The sequence below is a fragment of the Streptomyces sp. YIM S03343 genome, assembly GCF_054729195.1.
Map to the genome: position 1 here is coordinate 398,989 of NZ_JBPUKX010000002.1, position 15,157 is coordinate 414,145.

Below are 15,157 nucleotides of genomic sequence, written 5' to 3' on the forward strand. Positions count from 1 at the left end.
TGCCGTCCGCGCCGCTCGGTGTCCCCCAGGGTCATGGTGCACGGTGGCGCAGGGGCCCGTGTCCAGGCGGCCGCCGTGCGGCTGCTCGCCAGGGCCGCGCGGCCGGTCGGCCATCGGGGTGTCCAGCGCCTCACCTGGATGCTGTCGGGGTGCTTCGACGCCGGCAACCGGGTCACCGTCCGGATCGGCGAGGAGTCGCACCTGCTGGTTCACCTCGACGACGGCTACTGGACGAAGCTGCTCGATCCCGGTTTCGTCTACGAGCCGGAGATCGCCGACATGCTCGGCCGGGTGCTCACACCTCGGGCGGTCCTCCTGGACTGCGGCGCCAACATCGGCTACTGGTCGGTGCTGACCCGGCACCGGGCCCGGCGTGTGGTGGCGGTGGAGGCGAGCCCGGAGACCTTCCACCGGCTGACCGACAACGTCGCCCTGAACGGCGGGGGCGTCACGGCGGTCCGCGCGGCCCTGTGGAATCACGACGACGTCCCGCTCTCCATCGTCGGCCACCATCTCAGCCACGCGGCGGCATCGGTGTGCGAACGGAACGGCGAGGCCGGGCGGGACGGCTGGCGGTCCTTCGACGTCACCTCCGTGACGGTCGACTCGCTGGTGGCCCGGCACGGTGCGGGAGAGGCGGGACCCGTCGTCGTCAAGCTGGACGTGGAGGGCGCCGAGATCCCCGCGGTGGAGGGCGCGGGCAGGACGCTCGCCGAGCGGGACGTGGTGTTCCTGTTCGAGGACCACGGCCAGGACCCCGCCTGCAAGGTCAGCCGTCATCTCATGGATACCGGCATGGTGGTCATGTCCCCCGGCAGGCGCCGGCCGCTGGAGATCCGCGAGATCGCCGCGCTCAAGACCGACCCGACGCGGGGCTACAACTTCGCCGCCTGCCGTCCCGACGCACCCTTCGTCGAGGCGCTGGGCCGCCCGGGCGACGGTGTACGGGACAGCGTGATCCACGCGGTGAAGAGGCCGTAGCCCGCCGTGCACGCGAGGGCCGCCGCCACCGGGCCCGACGTACCGCACGCGAACACGGCAGCGAACTCGAACACCGCCGCCGTCACGGCGATCACGGCGAGGCTCCGGCGCCGCCCGGTGTCGCGCAGTTCGACCCCCTGGAGGAGCCGCCCCACCGCGAGCACACCGGTGGCCGGGACCAGTACGAGGACCACGGGCCGGGCCGCCCGGTACGCCTCGCCGTAGACGAGAGGCAGCGCCCAGTACGCCAGCGGCGTGCACACCGCCACGCACAGGGTGAGCAGCAGCAGAATGCGCCGCAGGTCGACGGGGCGGCCGGGCCGTCCTCGCGCGACCAGGGGGAAGAGCGCCGCGGGGAGGTAACTCACCACCTCCGAGACATTGGTGGCGACGGCGTAGATCCCGAGGGTGCGGTCGGCCCCGGCGACGGAGAGGGCCATCTGATCGGAACGCTGGAGAGCGAAGGTGGCCCCGTTGAGGGCGTGGAGATCCACGGTGCCCCGGCGCCAGACGAGCGCGACGCTCCGGCGCCACGCCGTCCGGTCCCGCCCGCCGCGCAGGAGGAGGGACAGAGCCTGCCCTGCCGGTTCGAGGCGGAACAGCAGGAAGCAGTTCACCGCCGTCTGGGCCAGGAACGACACCGCGGCCACCTCCAGGGCCGAGGGCGGCCCCAGGGGCGCGCAGAGGAGACACGCCAGGACCGGGCCGCAGTTCCCGGCGGTGCGCGCCACGACCAGCCGACGCAGCCTGCCGCCGTTCATCAGGATCCCGGTCGTCAGCCGGAACACCAGCCCGCCGAAGACCGCGGCACCGGCGCAGAGCCCGAGCAGCCACGCCGGGCGCAGCCACCCGGGCGTCCAGCCGCCCGCCGTGTACGAGGCGACGGCCACCGCCGCGGAGACCAGGCACGCCCAGGCGAGGTATCCGGCGGCGAACTCCGCGCTCTCCTCCCGCCGTTCCCCGAGGCGCCGCAGGACACCGACCTCGCCGCCCATCTCCAGCAGGGTCAGGCAGAGCGTGGTGAAAACGACGACGGACGCGTACCGGCCGCGCTCGGCGGGCGCCAGCAGCCTCGCCACCAGCAGTGAGCCCAGCAGTGCGATGACCGCCCCGCCCACCACACCGAGCAGCGCCAGCGACGCCTCACCGCGCAGGGGCGCCGTCCACCGGGAGGCCCAGGCGGCCTCCCGGGTCCGCCGCCGTGTCATGGGCCGACCGGGCAGCGGGGCGAGCGGGCCTCCGAGCGGGCCTCCGGGCGGGGCGTGAGGACGCCCGGAGCGCTGTGCCGTACGACGGGAGCCCGGCGGGGTTCCTTCGCCGCGACGGGTTCCACGACGAACTCCGGGCCGGGTTCACCCGCGGGCGCCCCGGTGCGCGGTACGCCGACCAGGGCGAAGGCGCACGCCACGACCAGCCAGGACGGCAGACCGATGTACGTGGTCTCGAAGGCGACGTTGGTGAAGGCGATGCAACACACCCCGACGGTCGCCCCGAACCAGGCCGACGCCACGGGATGGGAGCGTGCCCGCCAAGTACGCCACAGGGTAGCCACGATCAGCAGCGCGAACGCGGTACCCGCCGGCCAGCCCAGGTAATAGAAGTATCCGACAAAGGAGTTGTGCGGACCGGCCGCTGCCTTGTCGAGCTGAGCGCCCTGAAAGACCACCTCGATCGGGCGGCCCGCCCCGCCTCCGGTCAGCGGCTCCGACCGTGCGACCTCGAGGGCCTCGCGCCACATGACGTAGCGCAACTGCACGTTGTTCGCCGCCTCGCTGCCGGTGTCGTGCTCGCCGGCCTCCAGCCTGCTCATCAGCCCGCCGACGACGGGCAGATCGGAGGGCTGCCGGTGGGCCACCGACATACCGAGCACGGCCACCAGGCCCACCACGACGAAACCCAGGGTCAGCACGGGCACCTGGGCTCTGCCGCGGTGGCAGGCCTGTCCGGCGAGCCAGGCCGCGGCGATCGCCGCGCCCACCGCGAGCAGCGGCCCCCGTTTGTCGGCCACGGCCGTGAGACAGGCGGCCCCGGCCAGTGTCCACAGCAGCAGTCTGTTGTCCCCCCGGCCGCGCATGATCATGCCGAAGGCCCCGGCGATCGCCAGATACAGTCCCGCGGCCGCGGGCATGATCGGCCGGCCCAGTGCCGCCGCCGCGAACGTGCCCGCGGCCGGCAGATACAGAAGCCATCGCCTGCGCGGGAACTCCTCGGCGGGCCGCCCGAGAGCCCATGTCGCGGCGCCCCAGGCGAACAGCGGGTACAGCCCGAGGACACTGCCCTTCAAGGCGCCCGGGTAGCCCTGCCACACACCGCGGACCACCGCCTGGGTCGCGGCGAGGGCCAGCAGTACGGCGCAGGCGCGGTAGCCGCGCAGCCGGGACTCGGAGAGGACCCGTGGGGCCCAGGCCGGGGATCCCGCGAGCAGCGCCAGGACGACGAGGAGGTCCAGAAGATAGACCGGGTCGAGACCCACCCTCGCGAAGTCCCTGTCGAACAGGAGCAGCGGAGCCAGTGCCGCCGCCCAGAGCGGCCAGACCATGGACCGGTGACATACCAGAACGACGGTCAGGAATCCGATGGCGGAAAGGGCGGACAGAACATCCAGCACCACAGATTCCGCACCCGACATCCCCATGGTGAATCCCTTCGTCGTTCCCGACCCGTCCTACCATGAGCGCAGCCCCGCTTCACCGGATCACGGGCACGATTCCCGCCGTGAATTCGGTCCGGCTTTCTTGTGACGAGATGGAGATTGCGTCGACGTGCCGACACGCAGCAGAAATACGGTGGAGCGGAAAGTGCTGGTGCTGAGGCACAGTGCCCATTTGGGCGGCATGGGGCGGGCCGCGGAATTCTTCACCCCGGTCGTCGAATCGTCCCGCCAGGTCGTCTCGGTCGTCTCCCTGTCCGCCGACCGCGGCGGGTCGATGAGGGTCAGGGCGGCCTGGCCGGCCCGGGTGTCCGCGACGGCCGCCGCGCTGGCGCGCTGCGTACGGGTTCTGGCGGTGCGGACGCCGGGCGCGCTCTACCTCCCGGTCGCCCAGTGGGGTCTGCCGCTGCTGCGGGACACCGTCATCACCGTGATCGCCAAGGCGTTCCGCTGCACGCCCGTACTGCATCTGCACGGCTCGCAGCTTCCCGCGCGGCTGCGTACCAGCGCGGTGCTGAGAAAGGCTCTCGGGAACGGTCACTGGCTGGTGCTCAGCGACCAAGTGGCGGACGACATCAGGGCGTCCGGCTGCAGGACAGCGTCCGTGCGGGTGATCAGAAACCCCGCGCCCACACAATCCGCGCCACCGCGCCCGCCGGACTCCGCGGGGCCTCTGCGCATCGGCTGGCTCGGCACGATGCACCGGAGCAAGGGTTTCGACATCGTCTGCGACGCGGTGGCCGGGCTGAAGGGGAACGGCGCCCCCGTCTCCTTCTCGGTGGCGGGGATGCGCAGCGACGTACCGCCGCAGGTCATGGCGTGCGTGGACGAGGACTTCGGCGTTCTGGAGCCGGACGAGGTCGGTTCGTTCTGGTCCGGGGTCGATGTCTTCGTGCTGCCCGCCCGGTGGGCGGAGGGGCTTCCCTTCGTCCTGCTCGAAAGTCTCCAGTCGGGCTGTGCCGTGGCCGCGACCTGGTCGCCCGGCAGCGCCGAACTGTTCGAGCGGGGCTGTGTGGAGCGCATCGACGGCGGTGTCGCCTCGGTCACCGCGTTCCTGACCCGGTGCCTGGCCGACATCGACGGCGTCCGGAGCCGTCAGCAGAAGGCGTGGGAGGAGATCCGGCCGCTCTACGACCCTGACACGGTCAGGGACGGCTTCTCCAAGATCTGGCGGGGGTCGGATTTCTGACCATCGGTGGGGAGGGCGAACGAACGGAGGAAGAGCGTGACCAGACCTGGAATCCGGGAGCACGACCGGCCGGCGCGGCCGTCGGGGCTTCGCCCGCCTGTGACGGTGTGCGGGCTGCCCGTGCACCCTCTCACCCTGCGCGAGTCCGTGGCGGCCGCCGAGGCGCTGATCGCGGACGGCCGCGGTCACCAGCACGTGGTGCTGAACGCCGCCAAGGTGGTGCAGGCCCACGACGACCCCGAGCTGGCCCGGATCATCCGCTCGTGCTCGCTCGTCAACGCCGACGGGCAGTCGGTCGTCTGGGCGGGCAGGCTGCTGGGAAGTCCGCTGCCGGAGCGGGTCGCGGGCATCGACTTCATGCTGGCGCTGTGGGACCGCGCCGCCCGCAAGGGGTATCGCGTGTATCTCCTGGGCGCCGAGCGGCCGGTGGTCGAGACGGCCGCGCGGCTCGCCGCGAACCGGGGTGTCGAGGTGGTCGGTCACCGCGACGGCTACTGGGACGACGACCAGGAGCCCGAGGTGGTGGCGGCGGTCCGCGCGGCCCGTCCGGACATCCTGTTCCTCGCCGTGCCGAGCCCTCGCAAGGAGTACTTCCTGGCCCACCGTCAGCAGGACCTCGGATGCGGTCTGGTGGTCGGTGTCGGCGGGTCGTTCGACGTGGTGGCGGGGCTGCGCAGCCGGGCGCCGCAGTGGATGCGGCGCTCCGGTCTGGAGTGGTTCCACCGGCTGGTCCAGGAGCCGCGCCGGATGTTCCTGCGCTACGCGGTGGGCAACACCCGGTTCGTCGCCCTCACCGCCGCCCACTGGGCGCGGCGGCCGGCCGGGAGGCGCGCGCGTCCGGACGTGTGAAATCTGCTCTCCCCGGCACCGTGGACCCGGCGCCGCAGCGGATCCCGGCCATAGCTTCCCCGTATGACGGACACCTTGACGGACACCCCGACCGACGCCTTGAGCAGTCCCACGATCGGGCACCTCCAGGAACGCGCTCACGGCCAGGGCCATGACTATGCGAAGGGTTCTCCCCACATCCGGCACCACCGCATCCGCGAGCAGGTGATCTCGGGCCTGCACGGTCTGGTGGGCCAGGTCGTCGAGCGCAACGGCCGGTGCCGGGTCCTCGAGGTCGGCGCCGGGCACGGGACGTTCACCGACCATCTGGTGGCCGCCGGTGCCGAGGTGCGGGTGACGGAGATGAGCGCGCCCAGCGCGGCCGTCCTGCGGCACCGCTTCCGCCACAATCCCCGTGTCACCGTCGTCCACGACGCGGAGGGCGAGGAGGTCTTCCGTCAGGAGCCGCTCGACGCCGTGGTGTGCATCTCCGTGCTGCATCACATCCCGGACTACCTGGGCGCCGTGGAGCATCTCGTCCGGCGCGTCGTGCCGGGCGGGGCCTTCTTCAGCATCCAGGACCCGCTGTGGTACCCGCGCAGATCGGCGCTCTCCATGAACCTGGACCGCGGGGCCTATCTGCTGTGGCGGCTCGGCCAGGGCGAGCTGCGGCGTGGGCTGGCCACCCGGGTACGCCGGCTGCGCGGCCGCTACGACGAGACGAACGAGGCGGACATGGCGGAGTACCACGTCGTCAGACAGGGCGTGGACGAACAGGCCCTGCGGGACCTCCTCGCGCCGGCGTTCCGCGGGGTGGAGCTACGGCGCTACTGGTCGACCCAGTCGGGGGCGCTCCAGGCGCTGGGCGAACGGCTCGCGCCCGCCACCACGTTCGGGCTCCTCGCCCACGACCGGCTGCCGCCCGCCGCGGCCGGGTGACCGGCACGCCGTACGCCGCGCGGGAGCCCGGCCGGTGTCTCCCGCCCGGGCCCCTCTGCGCCGTATGCCGCTACCGGTCCGTCCCGAAGTACCGGTCCCCGAAGTCGCCGATGCCCGGGATCATGTACGCGTTCTCGTTGAGGCGTTCCTCGATGGCGGAGGTGACGATCCGCACCCCGGGGAAGCGGTCGCACACCGCGGCGATGCCCTCCGGCACGGTGATGAAGGTGACGAAGACGATGTGCTCCTCGGGCACACCGAGTTCGAGCAGCAGTTCGATCGCGGCCACCGCGGTGCCGCCGGTCGCCAGCATCGGGTCGAGCAGCAGGACATGGCGGTCGGCGATGTCGTCGGGGAGCGCCCGGTAGTACAGGTGCGGGAGCTTGGTGGTCCTGTCGCGCTGGATGAGGATCTTGCCGATCCTCAGGCCCGGGATCACCGCCCGCAGTTCGGCCTCCATGCTCTCCCCGGCGCGGATGATGGGCACGCCGACCAGGCCGCGGGTGAAGCGCAGTCCGTGGTACGTGGCGCCGACCGGGGTGGTCACGTCGTAGGGCTCGAAGGGCAGGAGGTCGAGGGCGGCTTCGGTGAGCAGGCGGATGATGCGGCCTGCGTGGAAGACGAAGTCCTGGCGGCTCGCGTCACGGTCGCGGACAACAGTGTGCAGGGCACGCAACTGGTCGGTCTGGGGGAGCAGATGGACGCTGCGGCCGAGGTGGCTCTCGATGGAGGGGGCGGGCGCCGGGCCGGTCCAGGCGGTGTGGTCGAGTGCGGTGGTCATGTCGGGTCTTGGTCCTTCCGTGCGAGGGGGATGTCAGTCGGCCGGCGGCTGGTCGAAGGTGGGGGGAAGTTCGGGGGTGGCGGTGAACTGGCCCGCGGCGACGCGGTAGACGGACAGTCCGCCCGAGCGGTGCCACAGGTCGCGCATCACATAGACGAGCTTGGGGTTGTGCTCTTCCTCCTCCTCGACGGCGCGGGCGATGTGCCAGTCCCACTCGCGCTGCCAGTGCGGGTCGGACGGGTCGTCCGTGGCCGTGGTGAAGAGGGCGTCGAGGGCCTTGAGCTTGGCGGGGGTCGCGAAGTGGGCGCGGGAGAAGAGCACGCCGAGGATGCCGGTCCAGTAGGCCCGCACCACCGCGGGGCGCTGCTCTGCGGGCAGGGCGTCGGAGAGGGTCCGCATCGCGTGCAGGGCGGTGACGAGGTGCAGCAGGAGGAAGTCGCCCGGTTCGGCCAGGTAGAGAAGGGTGACCACATAGGCGAGCCGGCCCCAGGCGTCCGCCGGGTCCTCGGCGTCGGTCCAGCCGGGGAGGTCGTACATCAGCGGGTGGCCGGTGGCGAGCATCCGGGCGATCCGGGACTGGAGGCCGGACCTGAGCAGTTCCGGGTGGACACCGGCCGAGGCGGCGGAGGTGTCGCCGACCTGCGCCTCCACCCACGAGCCGAGCTGAGGCTGGTGCGCGTCCCAGTGGGCGGCGATGCGCAGCAGTGAGTCCAGCGGCTGTTCCTCGGTGTGCTCGTCCTGAGCGGCGCCCCGCTCGGGGTGGCAGTCGACGTAGGCGTAGGCGAGGTAGGCAAGGCCCTCGACGGCCATCCGGCGGTTGCCCGCGTCCAGGGCCCAGCCCAGGTGGATGGCGGCGTGCTGGAGCGCCCCGGCCCAGCCGGGCAGCAGCGCCGGGACATAGCGGCGCAGCACTTCGGGCATCCCGAGTTCCTGCTCGCGCCGCTCGAAGAACGCGCAGTACGCCGCCCAGTCCTCGCGCCGGCCGAGGAGGTCGAGCCATGTGTCGTCGTCGAGGGTCCGCTGCGGGGGCCTCGCGGGTTCGACGGCGCAGCCGTACGGCGTCATCGCGATGTAGCTGTCGTGGTAGGCCTTGATGCGCTCGGGCGTCATGCCGAGCCCGGCGAGGGCTACGACGGCGTGCTTCACATGGTTGGTGAGGTGGCCGTTGAACTCGATGTGGTGGGTCCGGTCGTCGAGGAGGGTGTCGACCACGCCGTCGCCCGGCAGCACACCGGTGATGTAGTCCACCGCCTCGGTGAAGGTGTCGGCGGTGAACGAGGGCCGGGCCGCGTCGAGTTCGCTGCGCCCGTGCACCCCGTAGGTGACCGCGACCGAGCGGATGCCTGCCGCGTGTGCCATCTTCAGGTCGTGGGTGGTGTCGCCCACCATCACGGCCTGCCCGGGAAGAGCACCCAGCAGGTCGAGGACGGTCAGGCCCGGCTCGGGGTGCGGTTTGGGGTGGGTGACGTCGTCGGCGCCGATCAGCACGTCGAAGCGGTCGCGCAGCCCGGCCGCGGTGAGCAGGGCGTCGGCACTGGAGTGGAACTTGCTGGTGGCCACGGCGAGTTGCAGGCCGTGGTCCTGGAGGTCGGCCAGGCCCTCGACGACGCCGGGGAAGACCAGGGAGCGGGCGCGGGGCAGGACGACGGTGCGGAACGCCTCCTGGTAGCGCGTCACGCCCTCTCCGACCCGGGGGTCGTCCTGCGGCACCCCGAGCAGCTTGGCGAACGCCTGTTCCAGCGGCAGACCGATGGTGGCCCGTACCTCGTCCTCGGGGCGGGGGCTCTCGCCGAGCGCCTCGAAGGCCGCGGTGAAGGTCTCGACGATCGCGCGCGGGGTGTCCACGAGCGTTCCGTCCAGGTCGAACACGGCCACGAGGGTCATGGCTATCTCTGCTCGCTTCGTCGTCGCGGCGGTGTTCATGAGTTCTCCTCGCGTCGCAGTCGGGCGTGGGCGGCGGCGAGCCGGCCGCCCGTCTCGGCGGTGTTGACCAGGACGGCCATGTTGGCGGTGGCGGAGCGGCCCTCGGTGGCGCGGTCCACGGCCCGCATCACGTACTTGGTCACGGCGGCGCCGCGCACCCCGTCCGCCTCGGCGCCGCGCAGCGCCTCGGCTATAGCGGCCTCGATGTCGTCGCCGTCGATGGCGTCCTCGGGGCGGGTGGGGGTGGTGACGAGGACGCTGCCGGGGTTGCCGAGGGCCCAGTGGGCGTCGACGGCGCGCGCGATACGGGTCTCGTCGTCCAGGCGGTGCGGGGCGCGCAGTCCGCTGGAGCGGCAGTAGAAGGCGGGGAAGTCGTCGGAGCCGTAGGAGATGACCGGGACGCAGTGGGTCTCCAGGAATTCCAGGGTGAGGCCGAGGTCGAGGATCTTCTTGGCGCCCGCGCAGACCACGGCCGTCTTGGAGCGGGTGAACTGGACGAGGTCCGAGGAGATGTCCATGGTGGTCTCGGCACCGCGGTGGACGCCGCCGATGCCGGCGGAGGAGAAGAAGGTGATGCCGGCGAGTTCGGCGGCCACCAGCGAGGAGGCGACGGTGGTGGCGCCCGTGCCGCCGGTGGCGAGGACGACCGGCAGGTCGCGGCTGCTGACCTTGGGGATGCCCGGGGTCGAGGCGAACCGCTCGATGTCCGTGTCGGTCATCCCGACCAGGATCCGTCCGCCGTCGACACCGATGGTGGCGGGCACCGCGCCGCCGGCCCGTACGGCCTGCTCGACCTTGCGGGCGGTGGCGGCGTTGTCGGGGTAGGCGAGTCCGTGGGTGATGACGTTGGACTCCAGGGCCACCACGGGGTCGCCGTCGGCGAGTGCGGCGGCCACCTCGTCGGTGAGCACCAGGGGGACGGAACTGCGGTTGTGCGTGGTCATGAGGGGCTGGGTCCTTCCGGGAACCGGGGTGCGCGGCTCAGTAGTTGGGCGTCTTGCGGAGCAGGTCCTGGCGGCGGACGATCTCGGGCTCGTAGACCCGCTCGTGCCAGGCGTCCTGCTCGACCGGTTCGATGGCGATGGAGACGACGTCCTCCTTGCAGCCGAAGGCGTTGCGGACCGCCTCGGTGACGGCGGCGAGCAGTTCCTCCTCCTGCGCGGGGGTGATGGCGACAGGGAAGTGCTTGATGTTGACGTGGGGCACTCCGACCTCCTGGGAGACGACGCAGGGCAGGGCGGCCTGGTCCGTGTGCGGGGCGGGGACAGTGGTGCTGAGCCGGTCGTCGATCAGGGCGGCGAGTCCGGTGACATGCGGCTCGCGCAGCAGCTCGTAGTGGCCGGCCGGCAGCCGGTGGACGACCGGCGGACGGGCGGACCAGCCGCTGCGGTGCTCGACGAAGGAGTAGTTGTCGTCGTCGGCCTTGACGAGGGTGACGGGGGCGTTCAGCCGTTCTCCGGCCAGTTCGGGGAACTCGTACGTCGAGGAGTACGTCCGCTTGACGATGCGGGTGACGGAGCGGACCAGGTCGGCGCCGAGGCCGGGGACGCGGGTGGTGACGAAGTCCGTGAAGGTGTCCTCGTCGGTGACGGTGCGCAGGCAGTCGTCGAGTTGGGGCCCGCCGAGGGTGCCGGCGAACACGGAGTGCAGCAGGGCGAGGAAGGCGCGGTCGGTGAAGTCGGCCCGCCCGGTGGAGCCCGCGGTGTCCTCCTCGCGCAGCCTGGGCATGCCCGGGGCGACGAGGAAGAGGTGCTCCACCTCGTGCCCGGCCAGCTCCAGTTGCCGTGCCGCCTCGAAGGCGACGCGGGCGCCGAAGGAGTACCCGCACAGGATGTACGGTCCTTCGGGCCGGACGGCGCGGATGGCCTCGACATCGGCGGCGGCCATCTCGCGGACGGTGCCGTAGGGCTCCTCGCCGGGGTTGATGCCGTGGGCCTGGATGCCGTGCACGGGCCGGTCCCTGCCGAGCGCGGTGGCCAGCGGGCGCAGATTCATGGGGTAGCCGCCGAGGCCGGGCCAGCACAGGACCGGGGTGCCGGTGCCCTGGGGCTGGAGCGGGACGAGCCGGGTGAGGGGCTCGGACGACTCGGCGTCGAGCCGGGCGGCGAGCGCCTCGGCGCTGGGGGCGTCGAACAGCACCTGGAGCGGCATCGTCCGGTCGAATGCCCTGTTCATCCGGTTGACGAGGGCCACGGCGAGCAGGGAGTTGCCGCCGCGCTCGAAGAAGTCGTCCGTGACGGAGATCTGATCCTGCTTGAGGACGGTCTGCCAGATGTCGCGGACACGCCGCTCGGTGCGGGTGCGGGGTGCGACGAACATCCGTGCCGCCAGAGTGAGTTCGGCCTGCTGCGAGCTCTCCAGGGCCTTGCCGTCGATCTTCCCGTTGGCGGTCAGCGGCAGCCGGTCCAGGACGACGATCCGGTTGGGCACCATGTAGCGGGGCAGGAGCCCGGCCAGGTCCTCCTTGATCAGCTCGGCCGGGCCCTGCATATGGACCACGTCCTCCTTCATGTCCTCCCCCCGCAGCTGGGCGTCGCTGACCCGTCCGCCGATGAAGAAGTACGAGGGTCCGGTGGGCCGCCCGCTGCCGGTGAGGATCCGGTCCAGCCGCTTGGCGGCGGGCAGGTCGTTGCCCGACTTGGAGCTGTAGCCGGACGACATGAAGCCGAGGTTCAGGTCGTTCATCTGTAGGCGCTGGAGCCCCCGGCCCAGGTCGAGGTAGTGCCGCCAGGGGTGGTCTCCGGTGGCGACCAGGCCGATGCCGAGGCTGGCCTTCTCGTAGACCCGCTGGTTGATGGCGATGACGTGCTTCTTGAGGATCACGTCGTCGGAGATCCGGGTCAGGGCGCCGTCGGCGTAGCGGTACTGTCCGGCGTCGAGGCCTTCGACGCGGGCGCCGTGGGCCTGGACGTAGATGTCGTAGTCGTCCTCGGGGCGGTGCGTGTCGTGCGGGACGAGGTCGAAGGAGCCCAGGTAGTGGTCCTCCGCGGCGACGTCGAGGCGGTCGAGGACCGCGGGCCGGTACGCGGCGGCGGCGATACCGAGGCCGTAGCGCGGGAGGATCTCGTCGAACAGGCCGGCCATGTGCCCGGCCTCGATCTCCAGGACCTCGCGGATGTTGTTGCGGTAGACCGGCTCGATCGCGCCGTGCTTGCCGACGAAGTGGATACGCGCCCGGGGGCCGCCGGTCCGCCGTGCGGGCGGGTCGATCAGCACCAGGTGGTGGTGCAGCGGGTGGTAGTAGTACAGGCCCGGGGCGATACCGGCCACACCGTCGAGTTCGAGGTAGAGCTGGGTGGCGTAGAGGGAGCCGGGTGAGGCGTAGGCGTACTTGGCCAGCAGCCGCTGGTCGCTGAGGTGCGGTCCGAAGTCGCGCAGGATCGCGCCGAGTTCGTCCGGGCTCAGGTCGGCGGGGGTGCGCGGGGCGGTGTCCGGGCGGGGGCGCGGGGCCAGCAGCCGCAGGATGTCCTGCCTGCTCACCCGGCCGCCCTCGTAGAAGCGGTACGTCTTGCGGGCGAAGGCGCGGGCCCGCTGCTCGGGAGTCGCCTCGGCTCCGGGCAGGGCGGTGACCGGGCGCCGGGCCAGGTCGGCTTCGTCGCGGCAGCCCGGGTGCGACAGCTGGGCCCTGACCTGGAGCCTGCTGCGCTTGGACCGGTGGTGGGCGCCGTGGTTGCCCTGGTCCATCAGGGCGGCTTCCTTGGGGTTCAGCTCGACGAAGGCGACCAGGTTCTGGAAGCCGGTGGTCTCGTCGTCCCTGAGCAGGACGGCCGCGCCGCGGACCCAGTCGTGCGTCTCGATCGTCTGGCGGATCTCGTCCAGCTCGACGCGGTAGCCGCGCAGTTTGACCTGGTTGTCGGCCCGTCCGACGAACTGCACGGTGCCGTCGGGGTTGCGGTGGGCGAGGTCGCCGGTGCGGTACAGCCGGGCGCCGGGGGCGGCGGAGAAGGGGTCCGTCACGAACTTCTCGGCGGTCAGGTCGGGGCGGCCGAGGTAGCCGCGGGCCACCTGGATGCCGCCGATGTGCAGCTCGCCGACCTCGCCGACGGCGGCCTCGCGGCCGGCCGAGTCCAGGACGTGGAAGGCGGTGTCGTCGACGGGTGTGCCGATCGGCATGATCCGGGGCCCGTCCAGGACGGCCGCGCGGTCGACGACGTAGGAGGAGGCGTTGATGGTGCACTCGGTGGGGCCGTAGAGGTTCACCAGCGAGCAGTCCGGCAGGGTGTCGAGGCACTGCTGGGCGAGGCTGCGGGAGAGGGCCTCACCACCGCTGAACATCTGCCGCAGCGTGCCGCATTCGCCGAGGGTCTCCGTGTCGAGGAGCGCCTGGAGCAGGGTGGGGACGCACTGGAGGGTGGTGACGCCGTGCCGCTGGATCGTGGCGACGAGGGCCTCGGGGTCACGGTAGATGCCGGGCGCGCCCATCACCACGGTGCTGCCGCAGGCGGGCGCGAGGATCTCCCACTGCGCGGCGTCGAAACTCATGGGCGTCTTCTGGAGGATCGTCCTCCCGGCGTCGATCCCGCACTCCCGGGCCAGCCACCGTAACTGGCTCACGATGCTGCGGTGCTCGATCATCACGCCCTTGGGCTTTCCGGTGCTGCCGGAGGTGTAGATGACGTACGCCAGATCCTCGGGGCGGGGCGATCCGGCGGAATCCGGTGCCTCGGGCAGGGGCCCTGCATCGGCGGAAGCGGCGGAATTCTCCGTCGTCTTGAGAACGTCGTCGATGGTGACGGCCTGGATTCCGGCCGGTGACAGCTCCCGGAGCCGGGAACGCAGGGACTCCTGGGTGAGGACGACCTCCACTCCGGCGTCAGCCATCATGTACGCGATCCGCTCCTCGGGGTATTCCGGGGAGAGCGGGACATACGATCCTCCGGCCCAGAGGATGCCCCAGATGTTCGTCATCAGTTCCAGCGAGGGTTCCATGAACACGCCGACGCGGCTGTCCCGGGTGACACCGATGTCACGTAAGTGGGTCGCCAATCTCTGGCTCTGGGCAAGAAGTTGACTGAACGTCAGGCTCTGCTCGTCGTGTACCACGGCGGTACGGTGCGGGGTGGCGGCCGCCTGCACGGCGAGCAGACCGGTCAGGCAGCTGTCACCGTTTCGGGCAGAGGGATTTCCGTGCGCTTTCATGGACCTCTCTTTTCCGGCAGCACAGGAGAACGGCGTCCTCGAAAGAGGGCGCACGCCGTTTAGAGCAGGTGGACGTCCCGCGGATCCGGGAATGTGTCACACCCTGCGGCAGCGTCGGCCTGCCGAAAGGGGCGGCGGTGACGCTGATGAAATCCTCCGTCAATCCGCGCCGGACACCAAGTCACCGATCTCCGGTCACGACGGGGCGGTCACGCGGCACCGGTCACGGACGGCCGGTCACGCCTTCAAGGTCCCGGAATCACGTGACAGAGCCGTCCTCGGCGAGCGGCGGCCGGCCGCCGTCGCGGGACACGCCCGCGGCCGGCAACTCACCACGGCACAACCAATTGGCATATGAACAGCTCGTCGTCAATACGCTGCCGAAGCGCACCGTTCCGCACGCCGTGGCGCTCCCCTGAACGACTGAATTACCCGCCGAATGCCTTGTCGGCGTGTCACTCCGCTGGGCTTGATGCTGGTGACCGAATCACCGGCAACCGAGTCCGCGAACGATATGAGCAAGCCTTCCTCAGGCAGCAATTCACTCCTGGGAGGCTGTGATTCCCGACCGGCCCCGCGCCCCGCACCGACGGCTGCAGACCGTCGGCCGGGCACCGGCGCGAGGCCGCCGAGTCGCCACTTGGCCAGTGGACACGGGGCTCGCTCACCCTCATCCGGGACGCAAGCGGACCGAATGCCCCATCACTGCTCGGCAATGTACCGCATT

Annotated in this window: 10 protein-coding genes; 4 read left to right on the forward strand and 6 right to left on the reverse strand. The window is 71.5% G+C overall.

Annotated elements, in window-relative coordinates; translation table 11 throughout:
* Nucleotides 1-33: 33 nt before the first annotated feature.
* Nucleotides 34-981, forward strand: a complete 948-nt coding sequence (locus tag ACSYGN_RS37555; protein ID WP_460404666.1) for an FkbM family methyltransferase — start codon at nucleotides 34-36, stop codon at nucleotides 979-981.
* On the opposite strand, the gene ACSYGN_RS37560 is transcribed toward ACSYGN_RS37555, so the two are convergent.
* Both ACSYGN_RS37560 and ACSYGN_RS37565 read right to left on the reverse strand, forming a co-directional pair.
* Nucleotides 876-2,189, reverse strand: a complete 1,314-nt coding sequence (locus ACSYGN_RS37560) for a lipopolysaccharide biosynthesis protein (RefSeq protein ID WP_460404668.1) — start codon at nucleotides 2,187-2,189, stop codon at nucleotides 876-878. The two genes, ACSYGN_RS37555 and ACSYGN_RS37560, sit on opposite strands and share 106 nt — an antisense overlap.
* A complete protein-coding gene (locus ACSYGN_RS37565; RefSeq protein ID WP_460404670.1) occupies nucleotides 2,186-3,520 on the reverse strand; it encodes an O-antigen ligase family protein in 1,335 nt (444 codons plus the stop codon). The genes ACSYGN_RS37560 and ACSYGN_RS37565 overlap by 4 nt, the downstream gene beginning before the upstream one ends.
* Before the next feature lie 265 nt (nucleotides 3,521-3,785).
* Here ACSYGN_RS37565 and ACSYGN_RS37570 point away from each other — a divergent pair, with 265 nt between their 5' ends.
* The 3 genes from ACSYGN_RS37570 (at nucleotide 3,786) to ACSYGN_RS37580 (ending at nucleotide 6,587) form a co-directional block, all read left to right on the forward strand.
* A complete protein-coding gene (locus tag ACSYGN_RS37570) occupies nucleotides 3,786-4,820 on the forward strand; it encodes a glycosyltransferase family 4 protein (protein WP_460404672.1) in 1,035 nt (344 codons plus the stop codon).
* A 36-nt stretch (nucleotides 4,821-4,856) separates the two neighbouring features.
* Entirely contained in the window at nucleotides 4,857-5,669 is an 813-nt protein-coding gene (locus ACSYGN_RS37575; RefSeq protein ID WP_460404674.1) for a WecB/TagA/CpsF family glycosyltransferase, read from the forward strand.
* 63 nt (nucleotides 5,670-5,732) lie between these two features.
* A complete protein-coding gene (locus ACSYGN_RS37580; protein ID WP_460404676.1) occupies nucleotides 5,733-6,587 on the forward strand; it encodes a class I SAM-dependent methyltransferase in 855 nt (284 codons plus the stop codon).
* A 70-nt stretch (nucleotides 6,588-6,657) separates the two neighbouring features.
* On the opposite strand, the gene upp is transcribed toward ACSYGN_RS37580, so the two are convergent.
* Genes upp through ACSYGN_RS37600 form a run of 4 tightly spaced genes read right to left on the reverse strand, consistent with a single transcriptional unit; the run spans nucleotide 6,658 to nucleotide 14,430 of the window.
* Nucleotides 6,658-7,368, reverse strand: coding sequence for a uracil phosphoribosyltransferase (upp, locus tag ACSYGN_RS37585; protein ID WP_460404678.1), 711 nt, complete (start codon nucleotides 7,366-7,368; stop codon nucleotides 6,658-6,660).
* A 33-nt stretch (nucleotides 7,369-7,401) separates the two neighbouring features.
* Nucleotides 7,402-9,291 (reverse strand): HAD-IA family hydrolase, encoded by a 1,890-nt coding sequence (locus ACSYGN_RS37590; protein ID WP_460404680.1) that lies wholly within the window; start codon nucleotides 9,289-9,291, stop codon nucleotides 7,402-7,404.
* Nucleotides 9,288-10,235, reverse strand: a complete 948-nt coding sequence (locus ACSYGN_RS37595) for a pseudouridine-5'-phosphate glycosidase (protein ID WP_460404682.1) — start codon at nucleotides 10,233-10,235, stop codon at nucleotides 9,288-9,290. Before ACSYGN_RS37595 ends, ACSYGN_RS37590 begins: the two co-directional genes overlap by 4 nt.
* 37 nt (nucleotides 10,236-10,272) lie before the next feature.
* Complete coding sequence (locus tag ACSYGN_RS37600; RefSeq protein ID WP_460404684.1) at nucleotides 10,273-14,430, reverse strand: amino acid adenylation domain-containing protein; 4,158 nt, start codon at nucleotides 14,428-14,430, stop codon at nucleotides 10,273-10,275.
* Nucleotides 14,431-15,157 lie beyond the last annotated feature (727 nt).